24 protein-coding genes are annotated in these 21,338 nt (G+C 46.6%); all 24 read right to left on the reverse strand.

Annotated elements, in window-relative coordinates:
* Positions 1–35: 35 nt before the first annotated feature.
* Positions 36–398 carry a cupin domain-containing protein gene (locus NTY76_02830; protein ID MCX5678024.1) on the reverse strand — a complete coding sequence of 121 codons (363 nt, stop codon included), beginning with the start codon at positions 396–398 and terminating at the stop codon, positions 36–38.
* A gap of 8 nt (positions 399–406) precedes the next feature.
* Positions 407–886: a nucleoside deaminase gene (locus tag NTY76_02835; protein MCX5678025.1), complete on the reverse strand. Its 480-nt coding sequence runs from the start codon at positions 884–886 to the stop codon at positions 407–409.
* Positions 864–1,628, reverse strand: a complete 765-nt coding sequence (locus NTY76_02840; GenBank protein ID MCX5678026.1) for a hypothetical protein — start codon at positions 1,626–1,628, stop codon at positions 864–866. Before NTY76_02840 ends, NTY76_02835 begins: the two co-directional genes overlap by 23 nt.
* Before the next feature lie 19 nt (positions 1,629–1,647).
* Positions 1,648–2,679: a beta-N-acetylhexosaminidase gene (nagZ, locus tag NTY76_02845; protein ID MCX5678027.1), complete on the reverse strand. Its 1,032-nt coding sequence runs from the start codon at positions 2,677–2,679 to the stop codon at positions 1,648–1,650.
* 141 nt (positions 2,680–2,820) lie between these two features.
* Positions 2,821–4,551: a ferrous iron transporter B gene (locus NTY76_02850; protein MCX5678028.1), complete on the reverse strand. Its 1,731-nt coding sequence runs from the start codon at positions 4,549–4,551 to the stop codon at positions 2,821–2,823.
* Complete coding sequence (locus tag NTY76_02855) at positions 4,548–4,781, reverse strand: FeoA family protein (protein ID MCX5678029.1); 234 nt, start codon at positions 4,779–4,781, stop codon at positions 4,548–4,550. The genes NTY76_02850 and NTY76_02855 overlap by 4 nt, the downstream gene beginning before the upstream one ends.
* Before the next feature lie 10 nt (positions 4,782–4,791).
* Positions 4,792–5,181, reverse strand: coding sequence for a response regulator (locus NTY76_02860; GenBank protein ID MCX5678030.1), 390 nt, complete (start codon positions 5,179–5,181; stop codon positions 4,792–4,794).
* 69 nt (positions 5,182–5,250) lie between these two features.
* The gene (locus tag NTY76_02865; GenBank protein ID MCX5678031.1) at positions 5,251–6,546 is read right to left on the reverse strand and encodes a glycosyltransferase family 2 protein; all 1,296 of its coding nucleotides are present in this window, start codon (positions 6,544–6,546) and stop codon (positions 5,251–5,253) included.
* Positions 6,547–6,660: 114 nt separating this feature from the next.
* Entirely contained in the window at positions 6,661–7,785 is a 1,125-nt protein-coding gene (locus tag NTY76_02870) for a HEAT repeat domain-containing protein (protein MCX5678032.1), read from the reverse strand.
* Positions 7,786–8,655 (reverse strand): YaiO family outer membrane beta-barrel protein, encoded by an 870-nt coding sequence (locus tag NTY76_02875; GenBank protein MCX5678033.1) that lies wholly within the window; start codon positions 8,653–8,655, stop codon positions 7,786–7,788.
* Positions 8,627–9,019 (reverse strand): response regulator, encoded by a 393-nt coding sequence (locus NTY76_02880; GenBank protein MCX5678034.1) that lies wholly within the window; start codon positions 9,017–9,019, stop codon positions 8,627–8,629. The genes NTY76_02875 and NTY76_02880 overlap by 29 nt, the downstream gene beginning before the upstream one ends.
* Positions 9,020–9,038: 19 nt before the next feature.
* Positions 9,039–9,602, reverse strand: coding sequence for a TMEM165/GDT1 family protein (locus NTY76_02885; GenBank protein MCX5678035.1), 564 nt, complete (start codon positions 9,600–9,602; stop codon positions 9,039–9,041).
* A gap of 32 nt (positions 9,603–9,634) precedes the next feature.
* Positions 9,635–10,021 carry a response regulator gene (locus tag NTY76_02890; GenBank protein MCX5678036.1) on the reverse strand — a complete coding sequence of 129 codons (387 nt, stop codon included), beginning with the start codon at positions 10,019–10,021 and terminating at the stop codon, positions 9,635–9,637.
* Positions 10,014–11,183, reverse strand: coding sequence for a PAS domain-containing sensor histidine kinase (locus NTY76_02895; GenBank protein MCX5678037.1), 1,170 nt, complete (start codon positions 11,181–11,183; stop codon positions 10,014–10,016). Before NTY76_02895 ends, NTY76_02890 begins: the two co-directional genes overlap by 8 nt.
* A gap of 11 nt (positions 11,184–11,194) precedes the next feature.
* Positions 11,195–11,578: a response regulator gene (locus NTY76_02900; GenBank protein ID MCX5678038.1), complete on the reverse strand. Its 384-nt coding sequence runs from the start codon at positions 11,576–11,578 to the stop codon at positions 11,195–11,197.
* Positions 11,571–13,136 carry a PAS domain-containing protein gene (locus tag NTY76_02905; GenBank protein MCX5678039.1) on the reverse strand — a complete coding sequence of 522 codons (1,566 nt, stop codon included), beginning with the start codon at positions 13,134–13,136 and terminating at the stop codon, positions 11,571–11,573. Before NTY76_02905 ends, NTY76_02900 begins: the two co-directional genes overlap by 8 nt.
* Positions 13,126–14,475 carry a hypothetical protein gene (locus NTY76_02910; GenBank protein ID MCX5678040.1) on the reverse strand — a complete coding sequence of 450 codons (1,350 nt, stop codon included), beginning with the start codon at positions 14,473–14,475 and terminating at the stop codon, positions 13,126–13,128. Before NTY76_02910 ends, NTY76_02905 begins: the two co-directional genes overlap by 11 nt.
* Positions 14,472–14,945, reverse strand: a complete 474-nt coding sequence (gene greA, locus NTY76_02915; protein ID MCX5678041.1) for a transcription elongation factor GreA — start codon at positions 14,943–14,945, stop codon at positions 14,472–14,474. The genes NTY76_02910 and greA overlap by 4 nt, the downstream gene beginning before the upstream one ends.
* Positions 14,946–14,964: 19 nt before the next feature.
* Positions 14,965–15,621: an RluA family pseudouridine synthase gene (locus tag NTY76_02920; protein MCX5678042.1), complete on the reverse strand. Its 657-nt coding sequence runs from the start codon at positions 15,619–15,621 to the stop codon at positions 14,965–14,967.
* 289 nt (positions 15,622–15,910) lie between these two features.
* Complete coding sequence (locus NTY76_02925) at positions 15,911–17,077, reverse strand: MFS transporter (GenBank protein ID MCX5678043.1); 1,167 nt, start codon at positions 17,075–17,077, stop codon at positions 15,911–15,913.
* Positions 17,074–18,102: a hemolysin family protein gene (locus tag NTY76_02930; GenBank protein ID MCX5678044.1), complete on the reverse strand. Its 1,029-nt coding sequence runs from the start codon at positions 18,100–18,102 to the stop codon at positions 17,074–17,076. The genes NTY76_02925 and NTY76_02930 overlap by 4 nt, the downstream gene beginning before the upstream one ends.
* 21 nt (positions 18,103–18,123) lie before the next feature.
* Positions 18,124–18,717, reverse strand: a complete 594-nt coding sequence (locus NTY76_02935) for a DUF502 domain-containing protein (GenBank protein MCX5678045.1) — start codon at positions 18,715–18,717, stop codon at positions 18,124–18,126.
* Between the two features lie 13 nt (positions 18,718–18,730).
* Positions 18,731–19,960 (reverse strand): Nramp family divalent metal transporter, encoded by a 1,230-nt coding sequence (locus tag NTY76_02940; GenBank protein ID MCX5678046.1) that lies wholly within the window; start codon positions 19,958–19,960, stop codon positions 18,731–18,733.
* Between the two features lie 46 nt (positions 19,961–20,006).
* Positions 20,007–21,335: a CBS domain-containing protein gene (locus tag NTY76_02945; protein MCX5678047.1), complete on the reverse strand. Its 1,329-nt coding sequence runs from the start codon at positions 21,333–21,335 to the stop codon at positions 20,007–20,009.
* Positions 21,336–21,338 lie beyond the last annotated feature (3 nt).

Here is a 21,338-nt window from a genome sequence, read left to right on the forward strand (position 1 = left end):
TTCATCCACTTGCCTTTTTAGTATAGCGCTATAAGCTATTTCGTTACCTCTTCGTCTTCCTTGCGCCAGGCAGGGTCGACGATGCATAAAAACACCAGATCCGACTTGCCGGTATTCCTGATATGCTGTGTAGAGTGCGGCGGAATATAGACGGCGCAGCCGCTACTCACTCTGGAGGCTTCTTTATCCACGTACATCAGACCGCAGCCTTTTAATATGTAATACACTTCCGTCGTCTTAAGAACGTGCGGTCTTGTGTCTTTTCCGGGTTTGACTACCGCGTGCGCCAGGCTATAACGAAATCTGAAGTCGCCTTTGGCGGGATGCAGCAGCTCGCGTAAGATCGCATTGTCCCTGGAGATAAATTTTTTGCATTTGTTTAAACGTCTTATGATCATAAGGTCTTTCAATACCACTTCTTGCCGGGAAGTTTACTCCATTTTTTAAAAAGCTGGTTTGATTCATCGCGCATAAAACCCGGGATTATCTTAATCTTTGCCTTCCCCAGCTTCTTCATTCTGGCGTTGGAGATGGGAAGCTCGTTGAAGCCTATCTTCTTTGCATCGGCAATAGCATTGCCATATACCAGTACGCCGATCCCGGACCAATGGATGGCGCTAAAACACATCGGACAGGGTTCGGTCGTCGAATAGATCGAGCATCCGGAAAGGTCGAAAGTCTTTAATCTTTTCGATGCCAGCCGTATGGCGTTAACTTCCGCGTGGCATGTAGCGTCTTTTTTTAATACGGTATTGCGGCTTACGGCTATGACTTTACCGCCCTTAACGATGCAGGCGCCGAACGGCCCTCCCCGCATATCGAGAAGATTCTTCCCTGCCTCTTTTAAGGCAAGGCCCATAAGCTCAAGCTCTGGTTTCATTTTCATTTCGCAATCTTTCCAGTTTAGTCTCTCTATGAATCGCAATAACTAGTATTATGCAAATAACTATCGAAGAAGCCACTGTGCCAAAATTAATTCCGCCCTTGCTGGCAGGCTTCGTAAGAAGATCTCCGAATGTGGCACCGAACGGCCTTGTCAGAACAAATGCCACCCAGAATAACAATATGTTGGAGATCTTTGTAAAGTAGTGCAACAGGGCGACGATGATGAGTATCGCGGATATCAAAATCGCGCTATTCATAAAACCAAGTCCCATGTTATCGGCAAAAAAATCTCCCGCTGCTGTTCCCAATGTATTTGCGATTAAAAAAGCCGCCCAATAAAAGAGCTCGGCCGTAGGCGTAGTGATATATTCTACATTTATCGACTTTTCTTTTTTGTACCAAACTGCGAGAATTATCAATAACATCACCACTAAAACAATGGATCCTGATGCATAACCAAGCCCTAATGTGCGATCTATGAAATCGGATATCGCGGTACCTGCTATGGCCGATGCGGTAAAGGTCAGCCAGTAAACCAATGGATGGTAGCCTTTCAAAGAAAGTTTAATCACAAGCAATGCGAGAAAAAGGCTCATAAATATCGCGATGGTATGCCAATAACCTAAATTAAGGGTCATGGAAAACATATCCGCTCCGGTTTCCCCTAATGTTGTCGATACTATTTTGATTATCCAATATAGAAAAATAATGTGTGGAACTCTATTTTTTATCGTAATATCCATATGCATCTCTCTGGGTTTCCTAATTAGACTTTCTGAATTTATCCTTCAGTCTTTCAATGCGCCGGGATGATTCTACGATCCCCTTCCGTGGTATCTCTCCACTCTTGACGGCCTTAAGAATTATATCTCTCGCTCTATAAGGAGCCATCTCGTCGTATGCGCTTCCATTGTTGGAGATGATCAATAGGTCGCACCCCGCGTTAACGGCCCTGATCACGGCTTCCTTGAAACCATAGCGCTCCGTGATCGCGCCCATCTGCATATCGTCCGATACGACGACGCCTTTGAAACCCAGTTTTTTTCTGAGTATCTCCGTTATATAATGCCCTGAAAGAGTCGCCGGATACTCAGAGTCTATCTTCTTATTTATAATATGGGCCGTCATAACCATGTCGACTGCTCCGTCTTTAATAAGTTCTTTATATGGAATAAGCTCTCTGTCCTGATACGTTTCCGAAACATCCACCAATCCTTTATGGCTATCGGCTTTTGAGCTTCCATGCCCGGGGAAATGCTTGATCGCGGTCATGATCCCGTATTTATGCTGTCCCTCTATAAAGGCCCTGGCTTGCCCGGAAACTATTCTTTCATCGAATGAAAAAGAGCGCCCTAGCGCCCCGATGACGGGATTCTCAGGGTTTACGTTAACATCAACGACCGGGGCAAAGTTCACATTGAACCCAAGCTCCGAAAGCTCTCCGGCAAGCGACGTAGACGCTTTCACGGTCTCATTCAAATCATTTTTCTCCCCAAGCTCCCGGGCGCTTGGAACCGTGATAAAACCGTATTCTGGTTTCAGGCGATTTACGCGCCCGCCCTCGGCATCGACGGCAACCATCAAAGGCGTCGAAGAGGATTTCTTGAGACCGTTTATAAGCTCTTTTACCTGAGAGGTGCTAATAATGTTCCTGGGGAAGCTTTTCGTCGGGCCATCGATATCAAACAGGATGACTCCGCCCAGGTTCAGGTTTTTAATAGCCTTTACGATATAAGAATTTTCATTCGCCTCGGTTCCGCGGAAACCGATGATAAGCATCTGCCCTATTCGCACCTTAAGATCTTCGTCTGTATATTTTTTCGTATTAAAAAAATAAGAGGCGATAAAGATAGATGTTAATAAAGCAATTAAACCGAAAAAATATGAAAACCTTGAATTCACATTAAATCCACTTAACCACGTTTTTGCAATTTCTTAACGCAGTATCGCGAAATTGAGCAGCGTCCCGATAACGATACTGGTAAATATCATAATTAAAGTCGATTTGATGAGGTCCTTGAATCCCAATTCTTTCCATATGACCACGAATGTGGCGATACATGGAAAAGAGACCGCTAATAGCGTCGCGCCGATAAACAATTGTTTTGCGGATAGCCCTAACGGCATAAGCATTCCGACCGCGACATCTTTTCTTATAAACCCGATGGCTAGAGCAACAACCGCTTCCTTCGGCAATCCGAACAAGCCATGAATTATGGGCGCGGATATCCTGGTCACAAAATCAAATAATTTGAAATAGATAAGCACGTTTATGAATAAAACTCCCGCCATCACAACCGGCACCGCTTCGATCAAAAAACCTTTGACGCGAAAATAAAGTTTCTGCATCAGCGTGAGCAGCGGCGGAAACCTGTAAGGAGGAATCTCCAGCAGAAATTCCGGGCTATAGCCTTTCAATGCATGATTTAAAATTATTCCCAGTATCAGGACGAGGGAAAATAGCACCAGATACACCCCGGTTACATAAAGCCCTCCAAACTTGCCTAACAATCCGAATATCATCGCCTGTAAAGGCACGCACGGCACGCCTATAGAAATTATGGTCGCTGCGATGAACCTTTCGCGTTTAGATTCTAAAGCGCGCGTCGCTAAGATGCCCGGCACGTTGCAGCCAAAACCCAAAAGCACGGGAATTACCGCGAAGCCATGCAGCCCCAGGCGATGCAAAAGATTATCCAATAATATCGCCAGCCTGGGCAAATACCCTATATCCTCAAGAAGGCTCAGGATAAAATAAAATGATATGACATACGGAAGGACCATTCCAAATTCGATATAAGGCGCGGTAGTCAAAACTCCCAGGGACTGCTTAAAATCGATCTTGCCGTTAATTAGATCGCCGATCAATAGATGAAACCAGAACCCTTCCCCCTTCCAGTGAAGAGTCAGCTTTTCCAGGAAAGGCTGAAAAATATTGAAAAAGATCGGATCGGTTATCTTGTTAATTATCAACTCACCCACAAAACGCACTACTTTGAATGAAGCGTAAACAATTCCTGCCGCCATTACTAATCCGGTTAATGGGCGGACAGACGCGTCCTCCAGCACCTCCCTTAAGGTGTGATGCCTGTGTTCAAGGCGCTGAACCTCTTCTACGATCCTGCCGATCTCCGTCCAGCGCTCCTGGTTAATGAACCCGGCCCTTAAAACGGGCGCGGCATGAGCGACCTTCTCGATCAACGATTTTATTCCGGAGCCCGTTACCGCGCACGTCGGGATCACTGGAACCTTCAGCAGCTTCTCCAGCTTTTCCGTGTCGATATGAACGCCTCGATGGCCGGCTTCGTCGCACATATTCAGGCAGACGATCACCGGAAACCCTTCCACGATCAATTGCAAGGTCAGTAGTAGATTGCGCTCTAAATTGGTAGAATCCAGGATATTGATCACGACGACATCGCTCTTGGGGTGCTCTTTCAATAAAGATACCGCCACTTCTTCCGCGCTGGAAGTCGGCTCTAACGAGTAGGTTCCCGGCAAATCCACAACCTCGATCTTATCGTCTCCCAAATGCATGTATCCCTTGGATATTTCCACGGTTGTGCCGGGATAATTTGAGGAGATCACGTGGACTCCTGTAAGACGCGAAAAGACCACGCTCTTGCCGACGTTGGGATTGCCTATTAAATAGATCTTTTTTATCATTCGGCCTCGACTATAACTTTTGCCGCTATACTATGGCCTAAAGCCAATATGCTCCTGCCCGTCTTTATCACTACCGGGCCCCTTAAACCGATATGGCTAAGCTTAATCACTTCTCTCCCTTTATACACACCCATATTCATCAGCTTATTTTGCAGGTTTCCGCCTCCGGATATCTCCACCACCTTACCTCTGTGGTCCGCCTTAAGCGACAGCAAAGACATTTTCTTCATATTTTCTCTTTTATTTTATCAAAGACTTGATCTTGGCGAGAAGGACCTTGGCGTCGAACGGTTTCAGTATGTAGTCTTCCGCGCCGATCTCTCCCGAACTTAGCTTAAGGTGCTCTTCTTCCGGATAATGCGCGGTAAATAAAATGACCGGTATGCTACGGATAGCCTCATCGGCCTTCAACTCCCTGCACACGTCGCAGCCGTTCTTTCCGGGCATCACAACGTCCAGAAGGATGATATCCGGCATTTCGGATTTCGCGGTTTCGATGACATACTTTCCGCTGTTAAGCGTTATGACCTCATACCCGCTTGCCTCAAGCCTCGTCTTTACCAGCTTCAGGAGATCCCCTTCGTCATCTACGACCAGAATCTTCTTCGATCCGGGATTAACGTTATTCATTTTACATCCTCCCGTTTTATGTTCTATTATATTATATCCGCTTGTTTCCGTTTTAACAATTGAAACCCTTCAGGCTCGCTTGGCCCTCACATATTGATCGGCCGACCGCTTCCTGCGAAAGAAATCCCATGTTCCGAGAAGCTTCGATATGCTGATGATCCACCTGTACCAGAAGAACTCTACAAATGACAGCGCCACGAGGTACATAATATACCTTATCTTAAAGAGCCTCTGGCTCTCCACGAAAGCCAATATGCATAAGAGCGACATGAATGCCTGAGAGAGAAGCATAAGTGAAAAGTACGCGAGGAAGACATTGAATTGCAGCACACCCGCCAGGGCTCCGAATGCCACGAATGCGAAGCTCAATATTTCGATAAATACGCCGAGGACCTCATAGAGCACAAAATAAGGCAGTGTAATAAACGCGAAGAGGCCGTATTTAGGATTACATACCATATGCCTGTATTTCCAGATCGTCTCGTTGGTCACCCTTTGCCAACGGTTACGCTGTATAATAAGCGAGCGTATATTGCTGGGCCCTTCGGTCCAGCCCGAGATATACGGCAGCATGACTATCTTATATCCCTTTTCCTTATTTTTTACCGCATATTCGTGAGCACGGAACGTAAACTCTATGTCTTCGCATGTAAATTCCGCGGAATACCCGCCCAGCTCATATACTATATCCTTGCGCCACACGCCGAAGCCTCCGGACACTATCGGCATCGCGTTATATTTACTCCATGCCAGGCGGTTACCTATAAATGAGCGGATATACTCTATGTTCTGATAGGTTATTATCGGGTTATAAGAGAAACTGCGATCCATGATCATGCCGTCTTTTATCTTAAAACCGTTCACCAGGCCGAAATAACTTCCAATGCCTATGATCTTGCCCGGCTCCTTATCGACCTGCGCCATCACCTTAAGAAGCGCGTTCCGCTCGAGTATCGTATCGGCGTCGACGACGCACACATAGTCATATTTTGCCATATTCAGCCCGGCGTTCGCGGCGCCCGCTTTCTTATTGCCGGGATCCTTGTCTATAACGGTAATGTTCGGATACATTTCACTCTTTAATATTCTACGAACATTCCCGTCTTTGTAGTGCCTTATATACATGGTGTCGATAGGGCTAAGCTTAAGTAATTCATTAAGTCTCTCCAGAGTCCTGTCCGTCGAACCATCATTCACGACTATTATCTCGAGTTCGGGATAGTTCAGGCTTATGAGTGATTTTAATGAATCGATTATCCACTCTTCCTCGTTACGGGCAGGCACGATGATAGATACCGGCAATCTCAGGGTGGACAGGTAAAACAGCGGATAATCTTCGCCTTCGCCCTGGGATTCCCTCCTCATCCCTTCCAGGGATCCTATCAGAGTGAGAAAGAGATAATAAACTGTGAGGAGCAGGAAGTAGCTAAGCGAGGCTATGAAAACAATATATATAATTTTTGGACCAAGCGTCATATGCTATAGTCCGTTGTCTATTTTTGCCAAAATTTTCGCCACCTTTGCCCTTACAGACGGATCGGCATTTTTAGACGCGCTTTCAAGAGCCATGATAGAATATTTTTTTGGTATGTATTCCCCGCCGGCTATGAATTTCTCTATATCAGGAAGAGAGGCTTTTATATGTTCCGCCATTACATCCTTTACCGCGTCGAGGACCGACCATGACGCGTCGTTTATCAGCTTTATCACTTCCGGCACGGCATCGTCACCGATGGCTTTCGCCAAACCGAATATAGCGTGTCGTTTTACGAGCCAGCTGTCGTCTTTCAGCCGCTTTCTGAGCGCGACCTTCACGCCCTCTCCTCCTATCCTGCCCAGGCAATCACAGGCGCCGGCGCGCACCTCGGCAACCTCATCCCCGGTAAGCTTTTCCAGTTTTGCAATATGCTGGCGGGAAGCGAGTTTCGAAAGAATAGTGACCCCGCATATCCGGATCCTCGGATCTTTATCATCGGTTAATTTAACAGCCTCATCCGCTATCTCTTTTGGAAAATTGCCGAGTATCGAGGCTATCTTGTAACCATTGGAAGGCTTCTTCCGCAAAAATCCCAAAAGGGCTTTCGCAGACCTCATCGTCTTTATCTGCGCCAAAGAGATCATAGCGAAATACGCTATATCCTCATCACGACTTGAGAGCGACTCACTAAGAACGTCTATTGCCGTTTCTGCCTCCGAATAACCGAGACACAGCATGGCCTCTATCCTGTGCCATTTATCATTTGACCTTTCGACGATCTTATTTAATTCGGCGATCTTTTCGGGTTCCCGGAAACAGCCTTTTAACAGCTGCTGTTCGGAGTCATTGAAGAATGCCGCATCGATGCTCCTATTCGTCTCTATATCTATAAATTGCTGCGGAGTGATGCCGGTAAAAAGCGGGTGACGTACACCCTCGGTAAAGGATTTCCCGGATAGGACCATTTCGTAGATATCATTCTTTATCTTTAACAACCCCTGGCGGCGTTTTTCCCAGATATAATTTTTAATGACCGCGCAAAAAAATATAACGGCGCTCGTTAATATGAGAGCGCCGAATAATACCTTATTGATCACCCAGACTATATCGGCATGGTAGTTAAACATTTAGAATTTGGCCGATGCGGCGAAATTCACGCTCCGCTTTATGAACTTGGGTTCTTCGGTACCGTAAGAGTAGCCGAATCTTAAATTTATCCCTTTGTATAACTTTATATTTACGCCGGTAAATAATATATAACCGAATTCATCGCCGGCATCGAGACCATTTATATCGTAGAGCCTCCCGCCTACAGCCGCTCCGCAGTTCCAGCGCAAAAATTCCGTAATGGCGAAATCTCCCTTGAATACCCCGATATTAGCCGTATCATGGGCCTCCATATAGCTGGCGCCGTAATTTGCGCTGATGTAGCTGTCTCCGAAATAGTATATAAGGCCGGGAACCACCAGGTGGGTATCGTCGCCCCTGTAAGCGCGGTAGGTATAACTTATCTGGGCGAACAGGTCCTTATAAATCTTATGGCCGTATTCCGCGATGGTCTGCCATTGGTATATAAAGTGGCAATCCCATCCATAACCCATCTCAATATGCACGTATTGGTCCGTGAAATTCAGATATGCCCCTACATTCGCTGTCTGGTCTTTTACGTCAAATCGTTCCAGCTCCGAGAACGACGCGTACCCTGTGATATTTTTATGCGTGTATCCGAAGGTCTGAATGAGCTCGTTCCAGTGGCCGGTTCTCGTCCCCTGAAGTATATCGCTTGGTTCATAGAAAGCGTCCAGGTACCAACGGTCCTTTTCCGCCGCTTTTTCTTCCATCACGACAAGCGGAGGAGTGATCTTTTGCACCAATCTATCGATAGATGCCTGTTCAGCGGCACAGGAAAAGACAGGCGTTATTATCAAAAATACCGCCAATGCTATCTTCTTCCTGGAAAAAATTATTTTAGCGGTGTTTCCCTTTGAATTTTTCATATATTTCTATAGCTGCGGTTATATTCTTTACTTCTCTGCCAAGGTCCTGGGTTTTGACGATAAACCCCGAGGCATTGAGCTTACTTGCAGTCTTCACTTTTTCTTCATTAGAAAAAGCCGTGATAATGAATACCGGCAGTTTCGCGTCCTTTGAGCGCACCTCTTTCAGGACGCTGAGGCCGTCGATCTCCGGCATCATTATATCCAATAGGATGGCATCGGGCTTATCCTTTTCCACCCGCTCGATAGCAGCCTTTCCGTTATTGGCGGTTATCACCTCGTAACCGTTCGCTTCGAGCCTCATCTGCATCAGCTCGACGAACTCGGCCTCATCATCAACTATCAATATCACTCTCTTTGCCATAATTATAACCTCGCATTTTTTATCTGGCTAAAACCCTGTAAATACCGTTAAGCCCGAATAGGATAAATATGGAAGCCGATATCCATTTAACGGACTTTTCCGGTATATGCTTACGCATCACTATACCGACGATGATCCCTATGGCATCCGCTACGACCATACCGAGAGTAGTCCCCATAAGGACGTTAAACATATTCCGGTATTCCACAGCCAGGCTTATGGTGGCAAGCTGTGTCTTGTCTCCCATCTCGGCGAGGAAGAACGCGATACCCACTGTCGCCACCGGGCCGAACCGGGACTCCTTCTTATTCTTAAGATTGAGTTTATCGCCGTGAAGGGTCCATATCCCGAAAGCTATAAAAGAGAGCGCCGCTATAAAAGAGATAATATCCATCGGCACTATAGTGGTCAGGAAATGGCCCGTCGCAACCGCAAGCGCATGGTTAAGGATAGTGGCAAGGAAAACCGCTATAAGCACTTTATAAGCGCTGTATCTGGCCGCGAACGCCATCGCCAAAAGCTGGGTCTTATCCCCCATCTCCGCCAGGACCACAAATATGAACGACGCGATAAACGCCTGCATTCAGCTCCATTAAACTTATGCCGCGTTAAAACCTATCCCTTGAACTTATCCGCAAGCCTTATAGCGCTGGTTATGTTATCGATCTCTTTCTGGAGGTCTTCCGTCTTAGCGATGAAACCCGAAGCGTTAAGCTTGTTGGCAAGGGCAAAGCGTTTGGCGCTGGAGAATGCCGTAATCATGAATACCGGCAGGTTCTTATCTTTTTTCCTGATATCCTTTAGTATATCGAGGCCGTTTATATCGGGCAGCATTATATCTAAAAGGACTGCGTCGATCTTATAGTGTTTGAGCTTCTCCATAGCCTCTTCTCCATTTACCGCAGTGACGACCTCGTAATTATTCGCTTCCAGCCTGACCCTTATCATCTTTAAAAATTCAAGCTCATCATCCACTACCAGTATGGCCTTCTTCTTATCCATGGCAGCCCCTTTCTTGCTTAGCCTTAACATATTTTGGCAACGCAAAGATAACTTCCGTCCCTTTGCCCAGCCTGCTCTCGACCCGTATATTACCGCCCTGCATATCTACAAATTTTTTCGCTATCAATAGCCCCAGCCCGGTGCCTTTTTCCCTGGTAACGATATTGCCATGCCCAAACTGCTGGAACTTCCCAAAGATCTTAGGCAGGTTCTCGTCGGCTATGCCGATGCCGCTGTCTGAAACCGAACATTCGAAGCCCTCCTTAAGCTCTTTGGCCGATACTTTTATGAAACCGTTATTGGTAAATTTGATCGCGTTATCTATAAGGTTGGTCATGACCTGTGTCATCATATCTTTGTCCGCATATATCTTTATTTCGCTTTCCGGCAGGTCCATCTTCGCCTCAAGGCCCTTTTCTCTCATCCTGGGCCCAAACGACAATAAAACATTTTTCATCAGGGCCGCGATATCCATCACCTCTTTTTTTATCGCCGTCTTATCGGATTCTATTTTAGAGAGATCCAGGAGATTATTTAATATCCTCTTAAGCCTTTCTATGCTATCCTTGGCGCTTATCAAAATCTTGGCCTGTTGATCGTTTATTTTGCCGGGGATCTCATCCAGGATAATATTTATACCTTCCCTGATGATGGAAAGCGGCGTGCGCAGTTCGTGCGATACCATATCGATGAAGTCATCCTTAAGCTCGTTGAACTTCTTATACTTGCTTATATCGCGGTAAACGCTCAGAAACATCTCCCGGCCCATATGATGTATCAGCGACGTAGAGATAAGAAGCGTCTTTACCGTCCCGTCTTTTGCGGTTATGGTCGATTCGGCCTCATATATTCTGCCCTTTTTTGCAACCTCGCCCAGCCTCTCGAAAGCCTTACGTCTCTCGTCGGCACCCGGATGAAGCAGGCTCAAGAAATCTTTTTGGGCATTGGCCTCCTCCATCTTATACCCTGTGATCTCCTCTATCTTTGAATTGAATATAACAAAATGGCCTTTCGAGTCGCTTAAAGTTATACCTTCATCGATACGTTCGATCACCGTAGAGAGTTCTATTACAGCTTCTTCCAGCCTCTCCTTTATATAAGATTTTCTTCCTAGTCGCTCTTCTCCGGCATGATGCTGCCGAGGCTTTCTGGTGTCCGGCATTTTTATTACCCTTAAGCCTCTTCCTCTTTTAAAACGCTCTCTATCTCCGCTATTATATCGAGCGGGTTAGCCGGCTTCTTTATGCATCTCCTGATGCCGCAGAATTTCATGAGCCATACATGTTCTTTCATCGTATAGTACCCTGTTATCGCTATTACGGGTATCTTGCTCGTCTGAGTAAGGGCCTTAAGGCGGTCGGCGACTTCAAATCCGCTCATAACCGGCATGCGCAAGTCCATTAATACCAGATTCGGCGATGTGACCTGAGCCGCCTTAATCGCGGCAGAGCCATCGCTTATAGCGGTTACATCATACCCCGCGGTAGTCAACATCTCGTTTAACTCTTCCAGGTATTCTTTATCATCATCCACGATCAATATTTTCTTCTTAGTCATTTTGTCGCATTCCTCCTTTTTTTTGCTTTTTTTCTACAATAGAATGATTTTTTATAAACGGAAGGTAAAGAGTGGCTATTGTCCCTTTGCCCGGCGAGCTTGAGAGATCCATTTTACCGTTATGAAGATTTATTATCTGTTTACAGACAGGCAGGCCCAAGCCTGTACCGTTGGCTTTCGTGCTATGAAAAGGCTCATAAATATGGCCAAGCACCTCGGGCCTTATCCCGGGGCCGTCATCTTTAAATACGATCTTAAGCTGACCGCTTCTATGCGCCGATGCAGATACCGCTATGCCACCCGTCTTATTTTTAAATGACTCGTATGAGTTATTCAATATATTATTGAATACCTCCTGCATCTGTACGGGATCCGCTTTTAGCATCAGATCATGCGGACATTTGAATATTTTGCGTATGGTGACATCATAACCGGGAAATATCGACTGCGCGAAATCAATGCATTCATTCAACAGGTCGCACACTTTTACGTTCTCATGTATCGGTGATTTTATGCTCGAATAAATGAGCAAATTCTTTATTATCTGGTCTGATTCCAGCACCTTTATCTCTATATTGCGGATATTGCTGTTAAGCTGAGGATCCCTGCTCTTCATCCTGATATTATAGGCCGCTATGCCTATAGCCGCCAGCGGGCTTCGAAGCTCGTGCGCGATAGTGGCGGCGATAGTACCTATATCGGCCAGTCTGCTGGCCCTGTCGAGCCTCTGCTGGGCGACTAAAAGTTTTTGACTGCTCATCCTGACCAGGTTCTCAAGCTCCTCCTTATCCCTCTCCAGCACTTCCTCTGCCCGTCTATGGCTGGTCATGTCACGGGATATACCCATTACATGCAAAACTTTGCCTTTATTATCGGTCATAGGGCTGAAGCGGGTATCCAGCCAGAACTTACTGCCGTGAAATTCGAATTCGCCAAAAGCGAAGACCGACTTACCGGTTCTGAAAACTTTTCCTATATCCCTCGTCAGGCGTGACGCTGTTTTGGGCGGAAATAGGCCGGGAAGGTGTTTGCCTATCATCTCGCGCGGCTTCTTATTGAAATATGCCGCGCCGAAGGTATTTATATAAGTGATGATTTCCGCTTTATCTACCACGTATATGGGGTCTTCGGCCATCTCGGTAAGAGCCCTGTAACGCTCTTCGCTTCTGCGCAGCGCCTCATCGATGCGCTTACGCTCCGAAATATCTATGTTGACTTCGGCGACGAGCCATTCACCTTTCTCATTCTTGAACGGTACCGTCACAACCTCTATCGGCCTGTTACCCTCTTTGACGAGCGCCTCTTCGGTCACAATCTTCTTCTTTGTCTTGAACGCCTCTCTGACGCCGCACAGCGGACATCTCTTTTTTCGGCCCATGAAGTAAGAGTAACATTTTTTGCCGGTGGGGTCTCCCAACGTCTTCTGCCAGTAGGGGTCGATATATACTATATTGAGCTTCGAATCGATCACATCGAGGCCTATCCTCGCGGCCCCAAGGACAAGCTCGATCTGCTTCAGCAGGTTTAAGCTATCGATCTTCAATATATTATTCTTCATCTGATGCGCCTATCTTGCCGGTGGAAATGGCCGCTATAATGGCCGCGCCGTAACCCGAACCGTCTTTAGTCAACGTAATCTTTATCTTTCCGGATGAGCGTCCGGACAGCTCCCCGATAACTTCTTTTATCTTCTCGGAGAATCCGGGAAGCTTTTCATATACACTGCCGTCTATAGCGATGGTATGTTTCCTTATCACATGCGGATCTATCTTAGTAACTACCGCAACTATTGCCGCGGCGCTGATACGCGCGGCCCTTGTAGAGATAAGCTCGCAGGCCCTTCTCACGACCTTTAAGTCTTCGAAGGACGGATCTTTAACACCCAATCTTCGCAGCAGAACTTTGGTATCGGCCAAATCGGAAGTTCTGTCTGCCAGAACCTGCGACACAAATTCTCCCTTGAGTAACATCTTTTTATTAAACCCGGCCGGGGCCGCGCCTTCAAACAAGATCTTTTTAGATATGAGGCCCTTTATTATAAGCCTGCACACTTCACCCAGATACATCCCGGAGACCATCTTCTCCAGCATCTGCGCGCGGGGGTTATCCGATTCTTTATCTAATTGCTCATCATAGCGCGTTGCTTTCAGTTTATTAAAATTACCCCACTCAATATTGATTATCATGGTGCCCGAATTTCGGCATCCGCCTCCCAGCTTCTTTATCTTATGGAGGGCTTCGACATAGCAGGCATTTGTGCCCGTTCCTATTATGACGCCGACATCGCAATCTCTGTCACTGTAGCTCCTGGCCACAAGCGTGCCCACAGTGTCGTTGGTAAGCGCCCTTACCGATATATTGCCGATGCCCTCTTCCTCAAAAGACTTTTTAAGCAGCGCCACGACATCGCGGCCTTCGACTCCGCTTGCGCCGAAACCTTTGGTCCATGTGACAAGCGTACCACTGTCTATACCGGTCTGCCTAACCGGAAAAGAAAATGTAAATCCAAGATCTATATGCTGTAACGGGCTGATCCTGTTTTCTTCAATAAATTTTTTAACCGACCTTGCGAGGAACCCGAAGAGTTTTTTCCCAGTGGAGGTTATATCTTTATTTCTAAGCTTAAATTTCATTACATGATGGCCGGAGGAAATACCGCGGCCTTTAAGCGTCAAGCTCACGATTCTGAAGTTCGTGCCGCCGAGATCCAGGGCGATGTATTTACCTTTTTCTTTACCGGTGGGTTTATCGGCGTAAGTGGGGATCATCTTCAGGGAACTGAAGCGCTCTGATAGGCCTTTATCCATTTCGAGATGAAAATCCTTGATCATATCTCTCATCTCTTCCCCGGATAACTCAAAATCTTTCTCGAGGATCTTTATCGCGCTTAAGCTCATCTCGATATCTTCGCTACCTTATATTTTAGAGTTCCGGCGGGCACCTTTATCTCTACTATGTCGCCTTCCTTATGGTCTAATAGGCCGCTGCCTACAGGAGAAGATACCGATATCTTGCCCTGCGAATAGTCCGCCTCTTCTTCGGCCACCAAGGTATATGTGATCTCACGGCCCGATTTGACATCCACAAGCTTCACGGTAGCTCCTACCAGTATCTGATCGGACGCCATCTGTTCCTCGTCGATTATCTGGGAGGTCGCCAGCTTGTTTTCAAGTTCCGCGATCCTTTTCTCATTCAGCCCTTGAGCCTCTTTCGCCGCGTCATATTCAGCGTTCTCGCTGATATCTCCATGGGCTCTCGCTTCGCCGATGGCTTTTGAAAGCGCCCGGCGCTTTACCGTCTTAAGATGCTCCAGCTCTTTGCTTAATTTTTCGTAACCTGCTTTTGTAAGGTGCGAACCGGATCCCATATCACTCTTCCTCTTCTTATTATGATGAACTTTTCAGAAAATTCGCCATATCGGCGGCAAGCGGCGATTCGAAAATCATCTTCCTGCCGCTGGCCGGATGAATAAATTCTATGCGTTTAGCGTGCAGCGCCGCCCTCTTGAAGCGCAATTTGTAATCTTTCCTGAACGCGTACACCGTCTCGCCCACAAGCGGATGACCTATCGACTTCATATGTATCCGTATCTGGTTGGTCCTTCCCGTAATCGGCTGGGCTTCGATTACTGTGAAAGCGTTCCGTTTTTCCAGGACCGTATATTTCGTTACAGCGTCTTCGGCCCTGCCCTTATTCCTATTATAGATACAACTTGTTATAGTATCAAACCTTTTTTTCACTATGCCGTTAACGAAAGCGATATATACCTTCTTCACGGATCTTTTGCGGAATTCTTCCATCACGGCCTGCTGGATGGCCTTGCCTTTCGCGTAGATGATGAGCCCGGAGGTCTCTCTGTCGAGCCTGTGGCACGGATAAGCATTCACCTTAATACCGCGCTCATCCAGTTCTTGATTTATCAGGTCCGTAAGCGTATTGGTCTCTTTCTTTGGGGTGGGGATTACGAGCATTCCGGAAGGCTTATCGATAACCATTAGCTGGTCATCCTCATAAACTATTCTGTATCGCTTCGCTTGGGCCATATAGCATATATTATACCATATTTATTATCCAATTATAATATGGTGAAAACATCCTTCGCTCCCCAGGAGATTTTTCGGCCAGCTTAGTAGTCCCTTGCGGGGTGGGTGTTGAGCGGGGCGTCGAAAGTCGCGAGCGGGCACGGATTTTTGGCCCTGGTATTCCTGTATGCCAAAAAGAGCGAGCGATCTTTCCGAGCGAAATTTCCTCGCAGGGGAAATTTTGCGTCCCCGCGATGCACCCACCCCGCAAGGGACAGACTATGAAGGCCGAAAAACGACAGGACTCGAATTAGAGTAATATGAGGAATGCAACTGATGAGATGACCGCCATGGCGGCGCCGTAGATGAAGGGCGCGGATGAACCGATATGTGTCCATAGGAGGCCGGCTATGAGGCTGGCGAAGAACGCGGCAAATCCTGTAATGCAGTAATAGAGCCCTATTGCGGTGCCCATTACCTCTTTGCCGACAACATCTGCTACGAAAGCCTTACTGATACCGTCCGTCATGGCTATGTAGAAACCATATATAAAGAATAGCGGCCAGATCGTAACCTTGGTAACGTATGCGCCGAACCCTGTATAGACAAACGCAAATATCAGATAACCGGCCACCATCACCGTCTTCCTAGAAAGACGGTCTGAAATGACCCCCGCGGGAAGCGAGAGCGCCGAGTATGAGATATTATAAACCACATACGCGAGAATTATAACGCCCGTGGTCAGCCCGATATCTTTGGCGCGCATTATCAGAAAGGCGTCGCTCGAATTTCCTATGGCGAATATGGTAGATATAAAAATAAATTTCCAGAATGTCGGGGAGAATTTCCTGATATTTATCTTCAAAGGGATACCTTCACCATGCGCTGAATGAGGGCCCTCCTTAAGCCAGAATATCAATATGCCCACGCCGGCGAGAGCCGGCACAAGAGCTATCAGAAAAATCGATCTCAGGTCATCTTTGCAAACATAGAGAAGCCAGAACGCGAGCAGGGGGCCGAGACACGCACCGATGGTATCCATGGCGCGATGAAACCCGAAGACCTTGCCTCTGTATTTGGCTTCGCAGGAGTCCGCTATCATCGCATCTCTCGGCGAAGTACGAACCCCCTTGCCTATGCGGTCCACTACTCTCGCCAGAAAGATAAAAGGCCATGAATATGCCAAAAAGAACAGTAATTTCCCCAGCGCCGATAGAGAATATCCCCATATAACAAACGGCTTCCTCTTTTCAAAGAGGTCCGAAATGTAGCCGGAGAACGCTTTCAACACACTTGCCACGGCTTCCGCGGCGCCCTCGATCAGGCCCAGTATCGACATCGGCGCGCCTAGAACTGAAGTGAGGAATATCGGGATTATCGGATATAACATCTCGCTTGAGATATCTGTGAGCAGGCTTGTTACGCTGAGGACAACTACATTTTTCTTTATGCCGGTGAAAGCGCGTGCAGGTTTCATTTTATATGTTTGGTCTTGTAAGTATTCACTCTTACGTCATATTCGTCTTCTATCTCGCCGATGATCTCCTCTACGAGATCTTCTAGAGTGACTATGCCTTGGACCTTGTCCTGGCTGTCGACTACAATGGCTATATGCGTATGTCCTTTTTGAAACTCTTTTAAGAGCTCGACGACCTTCTTCGATTCGTTGACGATCGTGGGGGGATATACTATATCCTGAAGAACAACAAGATCCTTGTTAGACGAGAGCATCAGCAGGTCTTTCATATTGATTATGCCGGATATATTATCCGGGCTGCCGCTGTAGACCGGTATCCTTGAGTAGCCCGACTCGAGGACCTTGTTCAATATATCATCGATATTAGAGCTTGCGCTGATCGAAAATATATCTTTCTTCGGCGTCATCACATTCTTGACCACGGCTTCATGAAGAGCAAAAACTTTCGTGATCATGCTGTACTTCTCTTTTTGCAGGCTTCCCTCTTCCTGGCCTATCTTTATCATAGCCCTTATCTCTTCATCCGTAACCAGGGACGCCTTAGAAAGCGTTTTAGCTCTTATGGCCTTTAATATAGCATTTATGATCACCTCGAAGCCGATAACAAGCGGTGAGAATATTCTTATCAATAGCCGCATGGGCCGGGCGAAAAATAGCGACATTCTTTCGGAATAATTAGCCGCTATAGTCTTCGCGGTAACTTCGAATACTATTATAAGAAACGCGACTACGGCCGTAGAGACCACTATTTCCCATCCGCCCTCACCCATGAAACGTATCACTATGGCGGTCATAAGCACCGCTATCAGTGTACCAACGACACTGCTTGACACCAGAATCGTGCTGAAGAAACGTTCCGGGGTCTCCAGTATCTTCAGAATGATCGCGGCGCGTCTTGAGCCTTCCGATGCCAGCCGTCTAAGCCTAAGGCGGCTCATAGATATTATAGAAATCTCTAATGCGGACGTAACAGCGGTCAGTATAAGCAGAAAAAGTATTATTATACTTTGCAGGAGTGCTTTCATAGTTATCAGTGTCCCTGCGCCTTACATGGCGGGCTTCACTATCCCTCCTGAAATAATAAGTTTCACGCCGTCTTCGACGGATATATTCAGCTCCGTTACGTCTTCTCTGGGCGCCAGTATGAGAAAACCCGTCAACGGACTCGGCGTGGTGGCTATAAATACATGCAGCAGATCGCGCCCGGTCTTATCATTGGCCTCCTTAAAACTCTCATTCGTTATAAAACCTACCGACCAGATCCCTTTCGACGGATACTGCACCAATACCACTTTTTTAAACGCCGGACTGTCCTTCGAGATGAAAGAGTCTACTATCTGCTTTGCCGCGGGGTAAATGTTGCGAATGAACGGAAACTTCAAGAACCAGCTTTCGAGCGCGCGTATTATCCTTTTGCCGAAGAAGTTGGCCGCGGTAAAGCCCACGGCGAAGACTATCAGGATGCTTATTATGATACCTACTCCGGGTATGGCGAAGCCCAGATACTGTTTTATGTAAAAATTAACCACCTTACCGAATATTCCGTCTATAAAACGGAAGATTATGAAAAGGAAATAGAGCGTGATGAATACCGGCAATGTTATCAGAAACCCTGTCGCGAGATAATGCCTTATCCTCATAATGACCTTTCTTTTATTTAAATAATTTAACCAATGGAGATACTATCATCGGGATCAGAAGCAAAGCGGTAAGCGTTATAAGTATTACGGTAGTTCCCCACCCAATCACGTTTTGAAACTTATTGTTCGTGTATTCACCCATCAGCCTCTTATTATTTACCATGAGTATCATGGATATAAGCACCACCGGCAATAACATCGCGTTTAATACCTGCGACCATATTGTGATAGCTATAAGCGGCGCGTTGGGCATCAATATGATCAGGCATGAGATCACTATGATAAAAGCGAAAAGAGTATAGAATTGCGGTGCTTCCTTCAGGCTCTTATTTATGCCTGCTTCGAAACCGAATGCTTCGCAGACATAGAATGCGGTAGCGAGCGGAAGGATGGTCGCCGAAAAGACCGACGCCACAAAGAGCCCGAACGCGAATAACTCCGAAGCGAACGCCCCGGCAAAAGGTTTAAGCGAAATAGCGGCGTCCTTTGCCTCATTTATCACCACGCCGTTCACATGCAGCGTGGCGGCGCAAGCGACTATTATAAAAAATGCCACAACCACAGTGGCGGTACAGCCTATTATGACATCCCATACGACAAATTTGTATTCCTCTATCTTGAGGCCTTTCTCCATGACGGCGGACTGCATATAAAATTGCATCCATGGAGCTATCGTCGTGCCTATCACGCCCAGTACCAGACTTAAATATTCCTTATTGAAGCTTACGGTGGGCCTCGCAAAGCTTGTGGCTATCTGCCCCCAATTCGGCTTAGCAAGAACGGCGGATATGATATATGATAAGAGGCAGAAACTGAAGAATAAAAATATTCTTTCGGATATCTTATAATTTCCCTTAACTACAAGTATCCACACTCCTATCGCGACTAAAGGAACGGAGATATATTTGCTCACGCCGAATACCATCATGCTGCCTGCCACGCCGGCAAACTCCGTAGCCGTATTTCCTATATCGGCAATTATCAGGCCTACGAATATAAAAAATGTGATCTTGACCCCGAAGTTTTCTCTTATCAGGTCGGCCAGGCCCTTTCCTGTGACAATACCCATCCTGGCGTTCATCTCCTGCACGACCATCAACGCTATGAACGACGGTATCAGTGTCCATAGAAGATTATACCCATACATGGCACCCGCAACCGAATATGTCGTTATACCGCCGGCGTCGTTATCGACACTGCCCGTTATTATGCCGGGGCCCAGTATGGCGGCGAATAGCGCCATATTTTGCCAAAAACTTCGCTTGATCAGTTTTCCGTTACCGTTCACTTCATAACCCTTTTGGTTTGGCAGGCCGTTTTCGCCATGCTATAGATATGACCTGGCTCAATATATCATCGATCGTAATAATGCCGTGCATAATCTTATTTTCATCTATCACAGGTATAGCCGATACCTTGTACTTGTCCATAAAATACGCTATCTCTTTTGCGCTGTTATTCAGATATACATGGAGAGTCTGCTGAAAAGCCGTTTTCGAGATTTGATCCTTTGGGTCGGCAAATAAGAGCCTTCTGATAGTTGTGACGCCTTTCAAGTGGTTCTTCTCGTCTACAATATATATGTACGGCACCGTATCGTAATCTTTTGTATTCACCCTTATGTGTTCAATGGCGCTCTCGACCGGCGTAGTCTCCGGAAGAGATACAAATTCTGTCGTCATCAGGCCGCCCGCAGAATCGCCGGAATAACCCAATAGGGTCGAGAGTTTCTTGGCGCGCGACGATTCGACTAGAGGCAATAGATTATTCACAATCCTGGGAGACAACCGCTCCAACATATCCGTAGCCTCATCGGTGGACATATTGCTCACTATCTGGGCCGCTTCTTTTTTATCGAGTTCTTTAAGCATGATATTCTGCTCTTCAAATTCAAGATTTTCAAATATCTTCGCCTTGGTCCTGACATCGAGCATTCTGAAAAGCGCCATCCTCTGGTTCGGGTTAAGGTCGAATATTATATCTCCGAGATCGACCGCCGGTATAGAGAGGATCTGCTTTTCCGACACGGACAGCTTCATGGTCATGCTGGCGGGATTTATCGATACCGGCTGCACGTATTTCCAGGAGATCAAGTCTGTCTCCTTAAGATATCTGGAGTTTTTATTCGCCAGTTTCACAAAAAAATCTATAAGCCTGTCCCAACCCAGCCTTCTAAATAACCCCCTAACACCTATATCGACATGCGCTATTACCAGATCATGCTCAACCTTCAGGAGGTGAATATCATTGACGCGGCGCACCTTATGGTTAAACGTATCGACCACTTGCTGGTCCAGAATATCGCGCTTTAACAGGAACTCGTAATCTTTTATCTCCGGCGAGAATTTCACATCATCTTTTTTTACGCTGAGCGTTATCTCTTTCGCCACCGATCCTATATTTGCCCATGGTATGCACCCATAGAGCCGGTTCACCGTACCTCTATATACTATAAGCTCTTCGGCTTTAGGGTAGATCTCCCCAATCTTTGAGCTGATGTCCCACACTCTGCCTATGTATGAGCCGTCAAATGCCGTGACATCCTTTTTCAGAAGGTCTGAAAAATTCACGAACATCTCCGCGGCCCGTATCTTCGCTTCGTTCAGGTCATTTATCATATA

It is taken from the genome of Candidatus Omnitrophota bacterium (assembly GCA_026387175.1).
Lineage (GTDB): Bacteria > Omnitrophota > Gorgyraeia > 2-01-FULL-45-10 > 2-01-FULL-45-10 > CAIMPC01.